Genomic DNA, 17,943 nt, shown 5'->3' with positions numbered 1-17,943 from the left:
CCTAAGCCTAGGTCACATTATGGAATGGGGTATGAACCTGTGGAATAGGGGAAGGGAGACCTTATTTACAGCGTAGCCTGCCTTGAGTGGTGGTGTGGGGATTAGGGTCTTAATTGGCATTTCAGTGGCCACTGAAATGCTGCAGTACCCCTATGAAATCATCACTGCAAAAGAGGCTAAGAAATGGCCAAAGGTTGCTGAGGAAAACTCCTAGACTGTTCATTGACATTTAAAAGGCATTATAGTGTGGACTAAGTGGTAATCCAGTCCGGCTTCCGGCGACGGAGCTGAGATAGGTTTAAAGGGGAACCGCCCATATGGCAACATGGGGTACCTATCTGGGAAAACCTACTGGACCTAAGCTGCAGTTTTCGCCTTTTAAATGACCATTCCTGTCTATACATATTTGATGAAACAGGAGTTAAAATGAAGCCGCGAACTAGAAAATCACTAAAATTCAGTGTTAGTATTGCCGTTATCACGTTTGTGCTAGCGGCTATTTTTTCAATTGCTTCTGAAGCCGTTCTCAGTAATGTTATTTGGTTTATAGGATTGTTCACCGTTTTTATAATAGTGTTTCTGGGTGTAATCTTTGATATGATGGGGATTGCCGCCACTTCGGCGGTTGAAAGACCATTTCACGCGATGGCAGCAGAAAAAATTACTGGCGCCAAAGAGGCCGTCAGCATTATCCGCAATGCTGATAAGTTTGCCAGTTTTTGTAATGATGTTATTGGCGATATCTCAGGCATTATAAGCGGAACTGCTGCTTCTGCCGTGGTGCTGCAGGTTGCCAATTTATACGGTCAGGATGATGGTGCTTCCTTGCAGGTTGTCTTATCCGTTGTGTTGACAAGCCTTGTTGCGGCTCTGACGGTAGGCGGCAAGGCTATAGCTAAGCATATTGCTATTAATTCATCAACAGATCTGATTTTTTTCGCAGGTCGCGTGATTGCTTTTATCGAAAGCCATTTTAAAATCAAAATATTGCCCAGAGCTGAGAAAAATGAAAAAAAATAATTGCCTTCAAATCTAAAAATTAATAAAAGGGTATTTTGAGATGATAAAAAAGCGAGTAGACAGTCTGCTGGTAGAACGTAATCTGGCTGAGACAAGAGAAAAAGCTAAACGTCTCATTATGGCCGGGCTTGTTTTTAACAATGAAGAACGTTTAGACAAACCGGGTACAAAAGTTAGTGAGACAATGCCACTGTATGTTAAGGGACAAGCATTGCCATACGTCGGACGTGGCGGATTAAAATTGGACAAAGCATTACAGAAGTTTCCCATTGAACTGGCGGACAGAACAATGATTGATGTTGGTTCATCTACTGGCGGATTTACCGATTGTGCACTGCAGCATGGCGCAGTGCTCAGCTATGCTGTTGATGTGGGTTCTAATCAACTGGCATGGAAACTGCGTAAGGACCAGCGGGTTATTGTTATGGAACGGACCAATTTTCGTTATGTTACATCTGATATGATCCAGTACGGCTGCCCGGATTTTGCCGCGATAGATGTATCATTTATTTCCCTGAGATTGCTGCTCCCCGTTTTGAAGCAGCTGCTGCAGTATGACAGTGATGTAATCGCTCTAATTAAACCACAGTTTGAAGCAGGACGGGACCAGGTTGGTAAAAAGGGAATTGTCCATGATAAAAGGATTCATACAGAGGTGCTGAATAGGATAGTTGACTTTGCGGAAAGAGAAGGTTATCAACTGTTAAACCTGACATACTCACCGATAACAGGCGGTAATGGAAACATTGAATTTCTCGCCCATTTAGGCTGGAAAAAAGATCAGGCATCGATTAAGCAATGGACTGACATCGAAACATTAGTCGAAACAGCCCATGCTGAACTGCAGGCAAAAGCAACAGAGTAATCAGGAGTGGGGATATTGTATGAGTAAAATTCAGCGTCATATCAAAATCCGTCAGTTGATAACTGAAAACGAAATTGAAACTCAGGATACACTTGTGGATAAGCTGATAGCACTTGGTTATCATGTGACACAGGCGACCGTTTCTCGTGATATTAAGGATTTGCATCTTGTCAAAGTGCCTTCATCCAATGGCCATTATAAGTACAGTTTGCCTGCCGATCAGCGTTTTAACCCACTGGATAAACTTAAACGCCTGGTTCAGGATGCGTTTGTGAAAATGGAGTATACAAGCCATTTCATTGTACTGAAAACACTTCCAGGAAATGCACATGCCATTGGTGCTTTGATTGATAATCTGGAGTGGGATGAAATTATGGGTACGATTTGCGGTGATGATACATGTTTAATTATTTGCCGTACAGAAGATGATTCAGCTGCGATCCAACAACGCTTCCTGAGTATGCTCTAATGACGGGGTGACTATATGCTTACAGAGCTGGCGATTCGGGACTTTGCTATTATTGATGACGTCTCAATCACATTTACAAACGGTTTAACGGTTTTATCAGGTGAGACGGGTGCGGGAAAATCCATCATTATCGATGCCGTCCATTTGCTGTCAGGCGGACGCGGTTCTGTTGAATACGTTCGTCACGGAACAAAAAAGGCTGAAATCGAAGGACTTTTCACACTTGATTCGGATAATCAGCCTTTATTGGACACTGCAGATATCTATGGCGTCGATATCCAGGACGGGATGGTTGTTCTGCATCGTACCATAACAGCTGCAGGAAAGAGTATTTGCAGAATTAACGGCAAATTAGTAACACTGGCTATATTGAAGGAATTTGGCAAGTACTTAATTGATATTCATAGTCAACATGAGACGCAATCATTGCTGAATGCTGATAATCATATACAACTCCTCGACCTATACGATGAGAAAGCTATTTCCCAAACAAAAAGTGAATATACGGATTTATATGAAAAATTAACCACGTTGCAGAAACGCTATAAAGAATTAAGTGAAAATGAACGGGAAATTACACAGCGACTGGACTTGCTCACGTTTCAGAAGAACGAAATTGAAGGCGCTAATCTGGTGCCGGATGAAGATAAACAACTTGAAGAAGAGCGTAGTCAGCTAGCCAATTTCGAACGCATTTATACCAGTCTTCAGGATGCTTATAATGCTCTCTACGGTGAACAGAGGGGCTTAGAATGGCTGAGCACTGCTAATCAGGCACTGCAAAACAGCCGTGAATATGATTCCTTTATTGCCGAAAAAGCTGAAGAAATGTCTAACCATTATTTCCTGATGGAGGAATTGGTATACGATCTACGTTCCTACACTGAAACGCTGCAGTATGATTCCGGAAGACTGAATGAGATTGAATCGCGTCTGAATGAAATCAGCCATCTCAAGAAAAAATATGGCTCAACCGTTAATGACATTTTGGAATACCTCGGTCAGGTAGAAGAGGAATTGGAAGAAATAACACATAAAGATACCCACTTAACAAAATTGGAACAGCAAATTGCTGACACACGGGAAGATGCCTATCTGGAAGCGAAGCAGCTGCATGATTTGCGTCAGAAAGCAGCTGATGCATTAACAGAGGATATTCATCATGAACTTAAAGATTTATATCTGGAAAAAGCCTCTTTTTCAGTTTCCTTTAATACATCTGAAAAATCTGGGGAAACAACAAAACTTCATCGAAATGGCTTTGATGTGATTCACTTCCGGATTTCAACCAATCCAGGTGAACCTCTAAAGCAGCTGCACAAAGTCGCATCTGGCGGTGAATTGTCCCGTATTATGCTCGCATTAAAAAGATTGTTCGCTAAACATCAGGGTGTGACCAGTGTTATTTTTGATGAGGTAGACACCGGCGTCAGCGGAAGGGTTGCACAGGCCATGGCTGAAAAAATTCAGGAAGTTTCCAATCAATCACAAGTCTTGTGTATCACGCATTTACCTCAAGTTGCAGCTATGGCTGATACCCATAAGCTGATTCAAAAGTATGAAGAAGAAGACCGTACCTCAACCACTGTGGAAGAGTTATCGACAGATGACACCATTACAGAACTGGGCAGAATGATAACCGGTACTAAATTGACGGATACAGCCAAAGATCACGCCACAGAGTTGCTCGAACTGGCTGATAATTACAAAAAACAACATGGATAAAGAGCCGGAATTGGATTTTTCGGCTCTTCTTTTTTCCAGACAATTAAATAATTGTCTCCTTGTTCACTGATCCCACAGTCACAGGAAATGTTACACATCTTTTCTTGAATTTGACCTGTTTAAAACACAAGCGGATCGGTCAAATTAGAAGTACAGAGATAAAGTATTGATATGGGGTTAGGAGGAGGAGAGTGAATTAGGTGAATTATGACAATAAAGTACGGTTCATGGCAGGAATATTGTTTCTCATAACAGTTTTGGCAATTCCTTTCATCTCACCGTTTAATCATTACTTTTCCATTCCTGATCAGGTTATGGCTCATTCAGCAAACAATGATATCGGACCGGCCGACGCTTCTGCAGAACATGTTCAAGCATTTGGATCCAGTGTGTTCTATGCAAAACAATCCAAAAATCGTATGCCTGTTCAACAAACTGCGACTGAAGCAATGACGCAAGCCGATCAATCAGCACTTGAAGATGTAGAAATTGTTCCCGGTGGTCAATCACTTGGTGTACAGCTTAACACGCTTGGTGTCCTTGTTGTCGGTTATCATCAAATTGAAGGCGAAAACGGAAAAATGTCGCCTGGAGAAGAAGCCGATGTTCAAGTTGGTGACATGATTTTGGAGATAAATGGCAAAGACGTGGAAGACATGGAAGATGTTAAGCCTTTTGTTCAAAAAGCAGGCAAATCCGATGAAGAAATGGCTATAACCATTAAGCGGGACAATAAAACTTTTGAGACAGCAATGGAACCGGCAAAAGATGCTAAAGATAAATATCGGATTGGATTGTATATAAGAGACTCGGCCGCGGGAATTGGAACGATGTCTTTTTATGATCCTGCATCCAAAAAATATGGTGCACTTGGCCACGTTATCTCTGATATGGATACACAAAAGCCGATCGAGATCCATAACGGTACCATTGTGCGTTCCAATGTCACGGCTATTGATAAAGGAAACAGTGGAACCCCAGGTGAAAAGCAAGCAAAATTTTCAAATGAAGACGAAAAAATTGGAAACATTACAAAAAATACGCCATTTGGTGTTTTTGGTGAGCTTAACAAATCATTATCGAATAGTCCATACGATGAACCAATGCCGGTTGCATCGCCAGATGACGTCGAAGAAGGTCCGGCAAAGATTTTAACTGTTCTGGAAGGAGAAGAAGTGCAGGAATTTGACGTTGAGGTTGTCAGCAGTGTCCCCCAGAAGTATCCTGCCAAAAAAGGCATGGTTATTGAGATTACAGATGATGAACTGCTGAACGAAACAGGTGGTATCGTGCAAGGCATGAGTGGCAGTCCCATTATTCAGAATGACAAGATCATCGGTGCTGTCACCCATGTATTTGTAAATGATCCAACAAGCGGATATGGTGTTCATATTGAATGGATGCTTCAAGAAGCTGGTATCGAGGGAATACAACAAGGAAACCAGGCGGCTTGAAGAAAGCTGAACTTTAACAAAGGCTTGCTGCAGTGATTTACCCTGTGGCAAGCCTTTTTATATCGGAATCATTTCCAACAAAAGATATCAACTTTTGTCAGATTTCGTCAAATAAGACCGATATTTAAAGAAATACAGAGCAAAAATGCATATTAAGGAAAAATATGAAATTTTTTTATAATAAAAAAAGGATATTCCAATCTTATGTCGAATATATTGTATGGAGATGGTTCGAAGTAAAGGAGGAAACTTGTGTGGAAGAAATTTCAGTTTGTTTAGTGGACGATAATAAAGAATTTGTGGAACTTATGGAAGAGTACTTTTCTGATCTTCAGGATATTAACGTTATCGGAACTGCGTATAATGGTAGGGAATGTCTGGAAATGCTGGAGAAAAAGGAGCCGGATGTTCTCGTTTTAGACCTTATTATGCCGCATATTGATGGTTTGGGTGTTTTAAAAACAATTCGTGATTCAAATCGTAAAAATAGTCCAAATGTTATTATGCTTACTGCCTTTGGGCAAGAGGAGGTTATGAAAAAAGCAGGAGATCTGGGAGCTTCCTATTTCATTTTAAAACCATTTGAACTGGATAATTTAGCTGAGCAAATACGCCAGGTCAAGGGAGCTAAAACAGCCAAGCCATCAATATCAAAAAGGGAAAACAGTCAGGAGCGCAATAAAAAAGATCTTGAAACGAATATTACAAGTATTATTCACGAAATTGGCGTTCCGGCCCATATAAAAGGTTATATGTACTTAAGAGAAGCCATTACAATGGTTTATAATGATATTGAACTTTTGGGTTCGATTACGAAGGTGCTTTATCCAGATATTGCAAAAGCGTACAATACAACGGCATCGCGCGTAGAGAGGGCGATCAGGCATGCAATTGAGGTGGCCTGGAGCCGGGGGAATGTTGAGTCAATTTCACAGTTATTTGGCTATACCGTTAATATTTCCAAAGCTAAACCAACCAACAGTGAGTTCATCGCCATGGTGGCTGATCGTCTGCGTCTGGAACATAAGGCCAGCTGACGGATTCACAGAGACTCACTGAACGATAACACCAAAATATAAAACGCCTTCCTTTATCAAATAATAATGCCAAGTTGATAAGGAAAGGCGTTTTCTGTGATCTGGCTGCCAGTTAATTAAAAAATTTATTGTACAACGCTTTTATAGCTTTATGAAGCTTATCTTTACGTATTCCAAACATAACCGATACTTCAGATGATCCCTGGTTGATCATCTCAATACTGATATTGGCATCAGCAAATGCTGCTGTTGATTTTTCGGCAATTCCGACAGCACTCATCATCCCTTCGCCAACCACCATAACCATCGCAAAGCCATAATCGATTGAGATGGTATCCGGATTCAACTCCTCATGAATTCGGTTGATGACGCTGAGCTCTTTTTCCGCCGTCAGCTCATCATCCCTTATAATAACGGACATATTGTCAATTCCGGATGGTGCATGTTCAAATGAAATGCCTTCGTCTTCGAGGATTTGCAGCAAGCGCCGTCCAAAACCGAGTTCACGGTTCATTAAATACTTACTGACATATAAATTGGAAAAGCCAGTATCACTGGCAATGCCGACAACACCTCTTGATTCTTCATTTTTATTAGAAACGATCATTGTACCTGCACTTTCTGGATTGTTGGTATTTTTAATACAAACCGGTATTTCCGCCTGAAAGGCAGGCATGAGTGCTTCATCATGAAAAACACCAAACCCGGAATATGACAGCTCACGCATCTCTTTATAGGTCAATGTCGTTACTTTTTCGGGGTTTGGGATGATTCTCGGATCAACAACATAAACAGAATCAACATCGGTGAAATTTTCGTATAGATCAGCTTGGACCCCTGCTGCCACAATGGAACCGGTGATATCTGATCCGCCTCTGGAAAATGTCATCAGTTTACCATCCGTTGTAAAGCCAAAAAAGCCAGGTATAACCATAATGCCCTTCTGTTCTCGCATTTCGTATAGTGTTTTGTAGCTGTCTGGTAATATTTGAGCGTTTCCCGGCTCATTACTGACAATAATACCAGCTTCTTCTGGATTAACATATTGCGCATTTAAACCAATGGTATTTAAATACCTGCTGACGATTTTAGCACAGCTGTCCTCACCAATGGATTTTAAAATATCCGTTTTTCTTTGCTGATCAGCTGTTTCAACGCTTGCTGCAGTGTCAATGGCTTCACTAATTTCTGTAAGAATCTCATTAGAAATATCAAGCTCATGGACGATCTTAGCAAAACGTTCTATAATTTTATCTGAAATGCTCTTGTATTCTTTCGTATTAAATTCAACATAACTTAATTCAATTAAACGATCTGTGATCTTTGTATCCGTATCAAATTGTTTGCCAGGAGCGGAAACAACGACAAATTTACGTTCTGTGTCTTCTGCAACGATCGATCCTGCTTTTTTTATTTGTTCACTGCTGGCTACAGAACTGCCCCCAAATTTAGCTACTTTCATGTGACATCTCCCCGTTTAGGCTAATCTCATATTTAGTCATTTTTTTTCGCTTGCTCCCGTTTTTTTCGGTCGCGATGGACGATGAAGCCGCCGACAAATGCAACTCCTCCAAGAAATAACAGCAGGCCGACAACAAACTGAACGTCTGTATGTACAAAAATCGGATAAAATTCGCTGAACAACGCATCACGCATCAGCTTAATACCATAAGCTGAAACAATGCCTGGAATGAGCAGCATCAGAACTGCGATAATACGAATCATAGTTTGTTCTCCTTTTATGCATCTAAGGCCAAACCTTTTTAATTTGTATAAACAGACTCCTCTCAGTATAGCAAAAGTTAGGTAAAATATGAACTGTCTGACTAACTTTTCAGGATAAATATCATTTGTTAGTATAACAGATTGTCTGGTTGCAATATGTTTCAGGATTTGGTACTTTAAAATAAAGCGCTTTCAAAATGAACAGTCGGCGTTAACTTTGGTTAAATATAAGGTTGAGGGATGCATGTCAAAAGTAAAATGGTTGGAACTGGTGTTCATATGCGATATAGTACTATTATGACATATGCATCTGTCAGCAGTTGGTTCTAATACTCAGATAGAAGGCAGGGAGATGCAAGGATGGAACTATTGAATTCTATGGAAACAGATGATTATGAACAACTCGTTTTTTGCCAGGATAAAAATTCAGGGCTGAAAGCAATTATTGCTATACATGATACAACACTTGGGCCGGCACTCGGCGGTACACGTATGTGGACATATAATTCTGAAGAAGAAGCTATAGATGATGCACTGAGACTGGCCAGGGGAATGACATATAAAAATGCTGCGGCAGGTTTGAATCTGGGCGGCGGTAAAGCCGTTATTATTGGTGATCCGAATAAAGATAAAAATCCAGAAATGTTTCGTGCTTTTGGCCGTTATATTGAAAGCTTGCATGGTCGTTTTATTACAGCTGAGGATGTGGGAACAACAGTCGAGGATATGGATCTGATACATGTGGAAACAGATTATGTAGCAGGTTTGTCGCCTGAGGAATCAGGTTCTTCAGGTAATCCGTCCCCTATTACCGGTTATGGGCTTTATACAGGTATGAAAGCAGCAGCAATGGAGGCATTTGCTGATGACTCTTTGAAAGGACGGACAGTTGCTGTTCAAGGGGCCGGCAATGTAGCTTATGCTTTAAGTGATTATTTGCATCAGGAAGGTGCCCGCATCATTGTGACAGATATTAATGAACAGGCTGTTCAGCGAGTGGTTGACGATTTTGGTGCTGAAGCGGTTGCGCCTGATGACATTTACAGTGTAGACTGTGATATTTTTGCTCCGTGTGCGTTGGGTGGCGTACTCAATGATGAAACGATACCGCAGCTAAAAGCAAAGGCAATTGCAGGATCTGCCAACAACCAGCTTAAGGCGGATGCGCATGGTGATAAACTGCACGAGATGGGTATTGTTTATACGCCTGATTTCATTCTCAACTCTGGCGGTGTCATTAATGTGTCAGATGAGTTGAATGGCTACAATGAAAAGCGGGCGATGAAAAAGGTCGGAGCCATTTATGATAATTTATTGCAAGTGTTTTCGATAGCAAGACGTGACAATATACCAACTTATGCTGCTGCCGATCGCATGGCAGAAGAACGCATTCAATCATTGCATGCATCACGCAGTCAATTTTTAACGACTGATAAGAATATCCTGAGCAGACGCAATTAATCATTGGAAAACAGTTGCTTCCACTGGAACATTTTAATTGTCATTTAACGAAGCAACAGCTTATGATGCAGGAAGAGAAGGAAACGCCAGCAATACAATGTGAGAGGGGTTTATCGGTCATGTCAGAAGAATACGATCTCATAATCCTTGGAGGCGGCACTGGTGGCTATGTGGCAGCTATTCGTGCATCGCAGCTGGATATGCGGGTTGCCGTTGTCGAAAAAGGTGAGCTGGGCGGAACGTGTTTGCATCGCGGCTGTATTCCGTCCAAGTCCTTGCTCCAAAGTGCTGAGATCTTCAGACAAACGAAAGAAGCAGGCGAATTTGGAATAGATACAACGAATGTTACACTTAATTTCGCCAAAGTTCAGGAACGAAAAAATCGGGTTGTAGACAGCTTGTACCAGGGCGTAAAAGGTTTGATGAAAAAAGGTAAAATTGATGTATACGAGGGACTGGGCAGAATTTTGGGACCAAGTATTTTCTCGCCAATGCCTGGTACGATATCCGTTGAGTATGCCGATGGCAGTGAGAATACAATGCTTACAGCACAAAATGTTCTGATAGCAACTGGTTCCGAGCCAAGGTCACTCCCAGGCCTGGAAATCGATGGCCAATATGTGCTGACGTCCGACGAAGCTTTGCAAATGGAGGCTCTACCATCATCAATTATTATTGTTGGCGGCGGTGTGATCGGAATTGAATGGGCATCGATGCTCGCCGACTTTGATGTTGACGTGACAGTTATCGAGTATCTGGAACACATTTTGCCAACAGAAGATGAAGCAATCGCTAACGAAACCGAGAAACAGCTCGGGAAAAAAGGCGTTCGGTTTGTAAAAGAGGCCCAAGTGCTTCCAGAGACATTGCAAACAGATGGGCATGTTACGATTGATGCTTATCTAAATGATGCACAAGAAACGTTTTCGGCTGATAAGATGCTCGTATCTGTTGGGCGTTCAGCTAATACATCGGACATTGGACTGCAAAACACCGGTATAACAACCAGCAATGGTGTTATCGACACAAATGATGTTTATCAGACGAAGGATTCACATATTTATGCCATCGGGGATGTTATCGGTGGCATGCAGCTGGCTCATGCTGCCTCGCATGAAGGCATCGTTGCTGTCGAACATATGGCAGATAAAGACCCATTGCCGCTTGTCTATAACAATATCCCATCATGTATTTATGCTGACCCGGAAGCTGCAAGTGTTGGTTTAACGGAAAAACAAGCACAGGAACAGGGATATGATGTAAGAGTAGGCAAGTTTCCCTTCAGTGCCGTCGGAAAAGCGCTGATACACGGGGAATCAGAGGGGTTTGTCAAATTGATTGCTGATTCAAGTATGAATGATTTACTCGGGGTGCATATGATTGGTCCGCGTGTTACGGACATGATATCTGAGGCTGGTCTGGCCAAGGTGCTGGACGCAACGCCTTGGGAAATCGGCCAAAGTGTTCATCCGCATCCGTCCCTGTCTGAAATTGTAGGCGAAGCTGCATTGGCCGTTGATGGCAAGCAAATTCATGGATAATGGTACGAGGAGGAAAAACAATGGCAAAGAATCGCCACGAATCGTTAGGTTTAACAGATGAACAGGCAGTTGATATGTATCGGCATATGCTTTTAGCCCGCAGACTTGATGAGCGAATGTGGCTGTTAAACCGCGCTGGAAAAATTCCGTTTGTTATCTCATGTCAAGGTCAGGAGGCTTCACAGATTGGTGCTTCATTCGCATTCGACAGGACTAAAGATTATGTTTTACCCTATTATCGGGATTTGGGGATAGTCCTTGCATTTGGCATGACACCTAAAGAATTAATGCTGTCAGCGTTTGCTAAAGCAGATGATCCTAATTCGGGTGGCCGGCAGATGCCAAGTCATTTTGGACAAAAGGAAAACCGGATTGTGACTCAGTCATCTCCTGTAACAACACAAGTGCCGCATGCAGTCGGGATTGCTCTTGCCGCTAAAATGGATGACGAAACGTTTGCTTCATTTGTCACATTGGGAGAAGGTTCTACTAACCAGGGTGACTTCCATGAGGGTCTTAATTTCGCTGGTGTACATAAATTGCCGGTGATTACAATGGTGGAAAACAATCAATATGCCATTTCGGTTCCGCTCGATAAACAGTATGCCAGTGAGAATATATCCGCCCGTGCAGCAAGCTATGGGATGCCGGGCGTAACGGTTAACGGCAATGATCCTCTGGCGGTTTATGATGAAGTGAAAAAAGCGCGGGAACAGGCCGTTAATGGTGAAGGTCCAACATTAATCGAAACCCTGTCGTATCGTTTCACGGCACATTCCAGTGATGACGATGACAGTCAATACCGGGAAAGTTCGGAAGTCGAAGAAGCTAAAAAGAACGATGCGCTCATTTCGTATGCTGCTTATTTAAAAGAATCGGGTGCTATGAGCGATGAAACCGAACAGAAAATCAGCACTGAAATAGATAGCATCGTAAATGAAGCAACCGACTATGCGGAAAAAGCAGATTATCCTGAACCGGCGTCAGCACATAAATATGTCTATGAGGAAGTGTAGGGGGGAAACGAATGCCAGTCATGTCTTATATTCAGGCGGTGACCACCGCTTTGCATGAAGAAATGAAACGTGATGATAACGTCTTTATTATGGGTGAGGATGTTGGTAAAAAAGGGGGCGTGTTTGGAGCAACTCAGGGACTGTATAACGATTTTGGCAATCAGCGGGTACTTGATACGCCCCTGGCTGAATCAGCTATCGCTGGTGTCGGTATCGGAGCAGCTATGTATGGCAAGCGTCCTGTTGCAGAAATGCAATTTGCTGATTTTATGCTGCCGGCTGTTAATCAGATTATTTCAGAAGCAGCTAAAACACGCTATCGCTCCAATAATGATTGGCATGTGCCCATGACTATCCGCGCACCTTATGGCGGTGGTATAAACGGAGCCTTATATCATTCACAATCGCTTGAATCGATCTTTGCTAATCAGCCTGGTCTGAAGATTGTTGTGCCCTCGACACCATACGATGTTAAAGGGCTTTTAAAAGCGTCTATCCGTGACAATGATCCAGTGCTTTTCTTCGAGCACAAAAAAGCCTATCGTCTGTTAAAAAATGAGGTGCCGGATGATGATTATGTTCTGCCCATAGGCAAGGCTGATGTAAAACGTGAAGGTTCTGATATTACTGTGATCACATATGGCTTGTCTGTGCATTTTGCAATGCAGGCTGCTGAAAAGCTGGATGAAGAAGGTATCAGCACACATATTCTCGATTTGCGGACTGTCTACCCGCTTGATCAGGAAGCGATTATCCAGGCAGCAGCCGCAACCGGCAAAGTGCTATTGATTACTGAAGACAATAAAGAAGGCAGTATTATTGGTGAAGTGGCCGCCATTATCGCTGAGAACTGCCTGTTTGATCTCGATGCGCCGGTTCAGCGGCTGGCTGGAGCAGAGATACCGGCCATGCCCTTCTCACCAAAGCTGGAGAAATATTTCATGATGAATCCGGATAGGGTCGAAAAAGCTATTCGTGAACTGGCTGAATTTTAACCAGGATAAGAAGGAGCGATTTTGAATGGCAACCGAAAAAATTAACATGCCACAGCTTGGTGAAAGCGTGACTGAAGGTACAATCAGCTCGTGGCTGATTAGTTCAGGAGATCATGTCAACAAATATGACCCAATTGCAGAAGTGATGACGGATAAAGTCAACGCTGAAGTTCCATCATTGTTCACAGGTGTTATTCAAGAGCTTAGTGTTCAGGAAGGTGACACCCTTCAAGTCGGTGAACTTATGGGCTATATTGAAACTGAGGATACTTCGGATGAAGAGGCTGCTGTTTCTTCCGGGCAAGCAGAAGAAAAACAGGGATCATCTGAAGAATCTGCCGGCGATCAGTCAATGAAAAAACGCTACTCGCCTGCTGTCCTTAAGCTTGCACAAGAACATAACATTGATTTGGAGCAAGTAAGCGGTTCTGGCCGGAGTGGACGTATTACTCGAAAGGATATTGAACAGTTGATTGCATCGGGTAAGAAGCCGGAACAAACAGCAACCGGCAAAGATACCGAAGCATCCAGTTCCGCCCAAGTGCAACAGCCAGAACAGGCGGCTGCACAAAAACGGCCAACGCAGTCAGGTGATTCGACTATACCTGTTACTGGGGTCAGAAAAGCCATTGCACAGAATATGGCACGTTCCGCTCAGGAGATACCCCATGCCTGGATGGCTGTTGAAGCGGATGTGACTGAATTAGTGCGCTACCGGGATCAGGTGAAGGATAACTTCAAACAGAATGAGGGCTTCAATCTTACGTATTTTGCTTTTTTTGTCAAAGCTGTAGCTCAGGCACTGAAGGAATACCCACAGCTAAACAGTTCATGGGCAGATGATCAAATTATCCAGCATCGCGATATAAACCTTTCAATAGCGGTTGCCAAGGATGATGAATTGTTTGTACCAGTCATCAAACAAGCGGATGAAAAAAGCATTAAAGGTATTGCAAGAGATATAACTGATCTTGCAAATCGTGCACGCACGGGGCAGCTAACGTCTGAAGATATGCAGGGCGGTACATTTACAGTTAATAACACGGGTGCTTTTGGGTCTGTTCAGTCGATGGGCATTATTAACCCGCCTCAGGCTGCGATATTGCAAGTAGAATCGATTGTTAAACGGCCGGTCATGATTGGGGATATGTTTGCCGCTCGTGATATGGTCAACTTATGCTTGTCTCTTGACCACCGCGTGCTCGATGGATTGATTGTGGGCCAATTCCTGGCGCGTGTGAAGGAAATTGTGCAAAATATAAGCTCTGAAACAACCAGTTTATATTAAGTGATTCAGTGTGCTGGTCTTCTGGTACCAGAAGACGAAGCATTCCAACAGGCCGTCAAGCTTTATGCGTTGAACTCACGGGACAAAATTGATAGGATAAATTTAGATTCAATTAAGATAATACTTAAAAGGGGATAGATGATCATATGGATTTCGATCTGTTCATGAACGATGTCGTAAATGTCGCCCGGGAAGACGTCCGCGACGCTGGATACAAGGAACTGACAACATCTGACTCTGTCGATGAGGCCTTGAACCGCGAAGGCTCCACGCTGGTCATGGTGAATTCAACATGCGGCTGTGCCGGTGGTGTTGCACGACCTGCAGCAGCAAATGCGATTCATTATGATAAGCGGCCCGATCATCTGGTAACCGTTTTCGCTGGACAGGATCAAGAAGCAACTGAAAAAGCGCGGGAGTATTTTGAAGGGTATCCGCCTTCGTCACCATCTTTTGCGTTTCTCAAGAATGGTGAGCTCGTTACAATGCTTGAGCGCTCTGACATAGAAGGTTATAGTGCTATGGATGTCGTCAGCAAACTACAGCAAGTATTTGATGAGCATTGCAGTGAGATATAAACGTATAAGATCATATAAGGCTGTCTCAATTGAAATGGGTCAGCCTTATTTTGTTTTAAGGTCAGTCTGAGCATACCAGGAGGGGAATCAAGGTGAAAATTGGCTCCCGTACGATTAAGACAGCAATTGGTACACCAATTTCTATCTCGTTAGCGCAGCTTTTTGGGCTTTCAAATTTCATCTCGGCAGGCATATTAACAATTCTGTGCATCCAGTCTTCCCGGAAACGGTCAGTTATGACGGCATGGCAGCGTTTTTTGGCTTGTGTGGTGGCTGCTGTACTTTCTGTTCTTTTCTTTGAATTGTTCGGGTATAACCCTATTGCTGTCGGTGCTATGCTCGTTTGTTTTATTCCGGTGCTCGTTTGGCTGAAGGTGACCCCGGGAATTGGAACAAGTTCAGTTATTATTTTAAATTTGTATGGGGCCCAGCATTTATCGGTGACATTTTTGGTTGATCAGTTTTTTGTCATTATTGTTGGTATTGGCGTCGCGTTGCTTGTGAATCTTTATATGCCAAGTATGGATAAACAGCTTAAAAAGAAACAGGACGAACTGGAGCATTATTTCCAGACTATCTTAAATGAAATTGCGCTGTACATACGGAATAAAAATGAAAACTGGGATGGCAAGGAACTGCAGCAGTCTGAAGATTTGCTGGAAGATGCTATGGAACTGGTACTGTTCGACAAAGAAAATCATTTGTTGCGTGCGCATCACCCCTACTACGATTATTTTAAGATGCGGCAAAAGCAGCTGGAATTATTACAAAGGATGCTCCCCCTCGTCAGTCGTCTGCCGGATCAATATACGATTTCCTTTAAAGTCTCCGGATTTTTTGAACAGCTCGCGGAAGCTGTTCACCCCGGAAATACGGCTGTTGTGTATCTCAATGAACTGGAGGGTTTACGGCAGATATTTGATCAGCAGCCCTTACCGACAACGCAGAAAGAATTTGAAACACGGGCTAACTTGTATCAATTACTTCATGAAATAGAAGATTATCTATTAGTTAAGAAGCGGTTTAAAGAGAGTGATGTTAATGAAGCCCAAGGGCATAAAAAAAGACCGGGTTAACGTGAATGCCAGTCTTTAAACGGCCGATGGTATCGTGTTGTCAGTAGTAATCTAAACCGTACCTCGGCCATTTTTATGCCAGTGCGGAAGATAAGACATTTGTTATTATATGAACATTGACAGTCCCATTGTTAACGTTGAAACAAACATGGCCAGAATCATAAGATAGACAACAACTTTTATTCTGCGTTCTCGTTTGGACTTTTTTCCTGCAGCCATTATAATGCCTCCTTCTTTAATCCGTCTCTTAATTAATATTCTAACTTTAATTATGCAACAGAACAAGGGCTGTGATATAATTTATAGGTGTTTAAAACCAGGGGTCTACCTATAAACTGTCTGTGATCGTATGAAGGGCAGTTGTTTTTGCGAATTCTTTCGCCACAGATTGTGTCATATAATTAATAAACAGCCGGCAGCTTCGCAGATACTTGAATCATTAAACTTTTGAATCCAGCATAATACAAACAAGCATCACGGTTATCGTCTATAATGTTAGCAGGAGGCAAATTATGATATCTATAAACCAGGAGAGATTAATCAGCACGTTTTTTGAACTGGTACAAATTGATTCAGAAACAAAACAGGAAAGAGAAATAGCTGATAAGTTAATTCAAAAATTCAGCGATTTGGGGTTGGACGTTACAGAAGATAACAGTCAGGAAACAACTGGCCATGGTGCTGGCAATCTGAGCTGTATTTTGCAAGGCAGCCTCAGTAACGCAGATCCCATATACTTCACATCGCATATGGATACAGTCGTTCCAGGCAAGGATGTTAAACCCGCCATCAAGGATGGTTATATTGTCTCGGATGGAACGACTGTTCTTGGATCAGATGATAAGGCGGGGCTGGCAGCTATCTTAGAAACCATTCGCACACTGCAGGAAAAAGACATCCCGCATGGAGATATACAATTTATCATTACGGCTGGAGAAGAATCTGGGCTGGTTGGTGCTAAAGCACTGGATAAATCACTTATTCAGGCAGATTATGGCTATGCGATTGACAGCAATGGTCCGGTCGGCGATATTGTTGTGACAGCCCCGACGCAGGCTAAGCTGTTTGCTGTTATGAAAGGAAAGACAGCACATGCCGGACTTGCACCAGAGGAAGGTGTCTCAGCGATTACACTGGCAGCCAAAGCTGTTGCCAAAATGTCGCTTGGCCGGATTGATGAGGAAACGACAGCTAATATCGGCCGGTTTGAAGGCGGAAAGCAAACCAATATTGTAGCTGACCGCGTTGATGTGGTAGCTGAGGCCCGTTCTCTCAGTACGGAAAAAATGGATAAGCAAGTTAATGCTATGAAGGAAGCATTCGAAACCGCTGCTGAACAATATGGCGGCAGTGCCGAAGTGGATGTGCAAGTGATGTATCCAGGTTATCATCAAGAGTCTGAGGATAAGGTCGTTGATACAGCCAAAAAAGCTGCCGAAGCAGTTGGGCGCGACAGCCACCTTAAAGAGAGTGGCGGCGGCAGTGATGCAAACGTCATAGCCGGACTGGGCATCCCAACTGTTAATCTTGCTGTTGGCTATGAGGCGATCCATACAACTGATGAACGGATTCCTGTTAATGAGCTTGTGAAAATCACAGAAATGCTAACGGCGATTATACAGGAAACGGCCAAACGATAGTCAGTTTGCCTGCTAAGAGAATAAAACATCTTCTTTGGGGAATATGATATAAT

The 17,943-nt window shown here is 42.8% G+C and carries 17 protein-coding genes; 14 read left to right on the top strand and 3 right to left on the bottom strand.

The genetic code is table 11. The features are described from left to right. The first annotated feature begins 426 nt into the window (after positions 1–426). From ACZ444_RS08605 to spo0A, 6 genes are all read left to right on the top strand, one after another. A complete protein-coding gene (locus ACZ444_RS08605) occupies positions 427–1,020 on the top strand; it encodes a hypothetical protein (RefSeq protein WP_382361148.1) in 594 nt (197 codons plus the stop codon). Between the two features lie 40 nt (positions 1,021–1,060). After that, positions 1,061–1,885: a TlyA family RNA methyltransferase gene (locus tag ACZ444_RS08600; protein WP_382361151.1), complete on the top strand. Its 825-nt coding sequence runs from the start codon at positions 1,061–1,063 to the stop codon at positions 1,883–1,885. Positions 1,886–1,904: 19 nt separating this feature from the next. Beyond that, positions 1,905–2,354, top strand: coding sequence for a transcriptional regulator AhrC/ArgR (gene ahrC, locus ACZ444_RS08595; protein ID WP_382361154.1), 450 nt, complete (start codon positions 1,905–1,907; stop codon positions 2,352–2,354). Between the two features lie 15 nt (positions 2,355–2,369). Next, positions 2,370–4,079 carry a DNA repair protein RecN gene (gene recN, locus ACZ444_RS08590; RefSeq protein WP_382361157.1) on the top strand — a complete coding sequence of 570 codons (1,710 nt, stop codon included), beginning with the start codon at positions 2,370–2,372 and terminating at the stop codon, positions 4,077–4,079. 227 nt (positions 4,080–4,306) lie between these two features. After that, positions 4,307–5,533 carry a SpoIVB peptidase gene (gene spoIVB, locus ACZ444_RS08585; protein ID WP_464433828.1) on the top strand — a complete coding sequence of 409 codons (1,227 nt, stop codon included), beginning with the start codon at positions 4,307–4,309 and terminating at the stop codon, positions 5,531–5,533. Between the two features lie 254 nt (positions 5,534–5,787). Next, a complete protein-coding gene (gene spo0A, locus ACZ444_RS08580; RefSeq protein ID WP_382361163.1) occupies positions 5,788–6,570 on the top strand; it encodes a sporulation transcription factor Spo0A in 783 nt (260 codons plus the stop codon). Between the two features lie 112 nt (positions 6,571–6,682). On the opposite strand, the gene ACZ444_RS08575 is transcribed toward spo0A, so the two are convergent. Both ACZ444_RS08575 and ACZ444_RS08570 read right to left on the bottom strand, forming a co-directional pair. After that, positions 6,683–8,032: an aspartate kinase gene (locus ACZ444_RS08575; protein WP_382361166.1), complete on the bottom strand. Its 1,350-nt coding sequence runs from the start codon at positions 8,030–8,032 to the stop codon at positions 6,683–6,685. Positions 8,033–8,064: 32 nt separating this feature from the next. Next, positions 8,065–8,295 carry a DUF2627 domain-containing protein gene (locus ACZ444_RS08570; protein ID WP_382361170.1) on the bottom strand — a complete coding sequence of 77 codons (231 nt, stop codon included), beginning with the start codon at positions 8,293–8,295 and terminating at the stop codon, positions 8,065–8,067. 360 nt (positions 8,296–8,655) lie between these two features. Between ACZ444_RS08570 and ACZ444_RS08565 the strand changes: the two genes are divergently transcribed. The 7 genes from ACZ444_RS08565 to ACZ444_RS08535 all read left to right on the top strand — a co-directional run bounded on the left by ACZ444_RS08565 (position 8,656) and on the right by ACZ444_RS08535 (position 16,250). Continuing rightward, on the top strand, positions 8,656–9,756 hold the full coding sequence (locus ACZ444_RS08565; RefSeq protein WP_382361173.1) for a Leu/Phe/Val dehydrogenase: 1,101 nt from the start codon (positions 8,656–8,658) through the stop codon (positions 9,754–9,756). Positions 9,757–9,875: 119 nt separating this feature from the next. After that, positions 9,876–11,297: a dihydrolipoyl dehydrogenase gene (gene lpdA / locus ACZ444_RS08560; protein ID WP_382361175.1), complete on the top strand. Its 1,422-nt coding sequence runs from the start codon at positions 9,876–9,878 to the stop codon at positions 11,295–11,297. Between the two features lie 20 nt (positions 11,298–11,317). Next, the gene (locus tag ACZ444_RS08555) at positions 11,318–12,313 is read left to right on the top strand and encodes a thiamine pyrophosphate-dependent dehydrogenase E1 component subunit alpha (protein ID WP_382361178.1); all 996 of its coding nucleotides are present in this window, start codon (positions 11,318–11,320) and stop codon (positions 12,311–12,313) included. A gap of 11 nt (positions 12,314–12,324) precedes the next feature. Further along, positions 12,325–13,308, top strand: coding sequence for an alpha-ketoacid dehydrogenase subunit beta (locus tag ACZ444_RS08550; RefSeq protein WP_382361181.1), 984 nt, complete (start codon positions 12,325–12,327; stop codon positions 13,306–13,308). Between the two features lie 25 nt (positions 13,309–13,333). Next, positions 13,334–14,596 (top strand): dihydrolipoamide acetyltransferase family protein, encoded by a 1,263-nt coding sequence (locus ACZ444_RS08545; protein ID WP_382361184.1) that lies wholly within the window; start codon positions 13,334–13,336, stop codon positions 14,594–14,596. Between the two features lie 146 nt (positions 14,597–14,742). Next, a complete protein-coding gene (locus ACZ444_RS08540; RefSeq protein ID WP_382361187.1) occupies positions 14,743–15,174 on the top strand; it encodes a BrxA/BrxB family bacilliredoxin in 432 nt (143 codons plus the stop codon). A 92-nt stretch (positions 15,175–15,266) separates the two neighbouring features. After that, positions 15,267–16,250: an aromatic acid exporter family protein gene (locus tag ACZ444_RS08535; protein ID WP_382361190.1), complete on the top strand. Its 984-nt coding sequence runs from the start codon at positions 15,267–15,269 to the stop codon at positions 16,248–16,250. Between the two features lie 105 nt (positions 16,251–16,355). Here the strand turns inward: ACZ444_RS08535 and prli42 are convergent, their stop codons facing one another. Next, a complete protein-coding gene (gene prli42, locus ACZ444_RS08530) occupies positions 16,356–16,469 on the bottom strand; it encodes a stressosome-associated protein Prli42 (protein ID WP_382361193.1) in 114 nt (37 codons plus the stop codon). A gap of 293 nt (positions 16,470–16,762) precedes the next feature. On the opposite strand from prli42, the gene ACZ444_RS08525 reads away from it, so the two are divergent. Beyond that, complete coding sequence (locus ACZ444_RS08525) at positions 16,763–17,890, top strand: M20/M25/M40 family metallo-hydrolase (RefSeq protein ID WP_382361196.1); 1,128 nt, start codon at positions 16,763–16,765, stop codon at positions 17,888–17,890. Positions 17,891–17,943: the final 53 nt, after the last annotated feature.

The sequence above is a fragment of the Lentibacillus kimchii genome, assembly GCF_055381965.1.
Note: the sequence above shows the minus strand (reverse complement) of the source record. Positions and strands in the feature narration are given on the sequence as shown.

What these genes read in the sequence shown, in the direction of transcription:
- ACZ444_RS08605 (WP_382361148.1), top strand. Translation starts at nt 427, where the DNA reads ATGAAGCCGCGAACTAGAAAATCACTAAAATTCAGTGTTAGTATTGCC.
- ACZ444_RS08600 (WP_382361151.1), top strand. Translation starts at nt 1,061, where the DNA reads ATGATAAAAAAGCGAGTAGACAGTCTGCTGGTAGAACGTAATCTGGCT.
- ahrC (WP_382361154.1), top strand. Translation starts at nt 1,905, where the DNA reads ATGAGTAAAATTCAGCGTCATATCAAAATCCGTCAGTTGATAACTGAA.
- recN (WP_382361157.1), top strand. Translation starts at nt 2,370, where the DNA reads ATGCTTACAGAGCTGGCGATTCGGGACTTTGCTATTATTGATGACGTC.
- spoIVB (WP_464433828.1), top strand. Translation starts at nt 4,307, where the DNA reads ATGGCAGGAATATTGTTTCTCATAACAGTTTTGGCAATTCCTTTCATC.
- ACZ444_RS08575 (WP_382361166.1), bottom strand. Translation starts at nt 8,032, where the DNA reads ATGAAAGTAGCTAAATTTGGGGGCAGTTCTGTAGCCAGCAGTGAACAA.
- ACZ444_RS08570 (WP_382361170.1), bottom strand. Translation starts at nt 8,295, where the DNA reads ATGATTCGTATTATCGCAGTTCTGATGCTGCTCATTCCAGGCATTGTT.
- ACZ444_RS08565 (WP_382361173.1), top strand. Translation starts at nt 8,656, where the DNA reads ATGGAACTATTGAATTCTATGGAAACAGATGATTATGAACAACTCGTT.
- lpdA (WP_382361175.1), top strand. Translation starts at nt 9,876, where the DNA reads ATGTCAGAAGAATACGATCTCATAATCCTTGGAGGCGGCACTGGTGGC.
- ACZ444_RS08555 (WP_382361178.1), top strand. Translation starts at nt 11,318, where the DNA reads ATGGCAAAGAATCGCCACGAATCGTTAGGTTTAACAGATGAACAGGCA.
- ACZ444_RS08550 (WP_382361181.1), top strand. Translation starts at nt 12,325, where the DNA reads ATGCCAGTCATGTCTTATATTCAGGCGGTGACCACCGCTTTGCATGAA.
- ACZ444_RS08545 (WP_382361184.1), top strand. Translation starts at nt 13,334, where the DNA reads ATGGCAACCGAAAAAATTAACATGCCACAGCTTGGTGAAAGCGTGACT.
- ACZ444_RS08540 (WP_382361187.1), top strand. Translation starts at nt 14,743, where the DNA reads ATGGATTTCGATCTGTTCATGAACGATGTCGTAAATGTCGCCCGGGAA.
- prli42 (WP_382361193.1), bottom strand. Translation starts at nt 16,469, where the DNA reads ATGGCTGCAGGAAAAAAGTCCAAACGAGAACGCAGAATAAAAGTTGTT.
- ACZ444_RS08525 (WP_382361196.1), top strand. Translation starts at nt 16,763, where the DNA reads ATGATATCTATAAACCAGGAGAGATTAATCAGCACGTTTTTTGAACTG.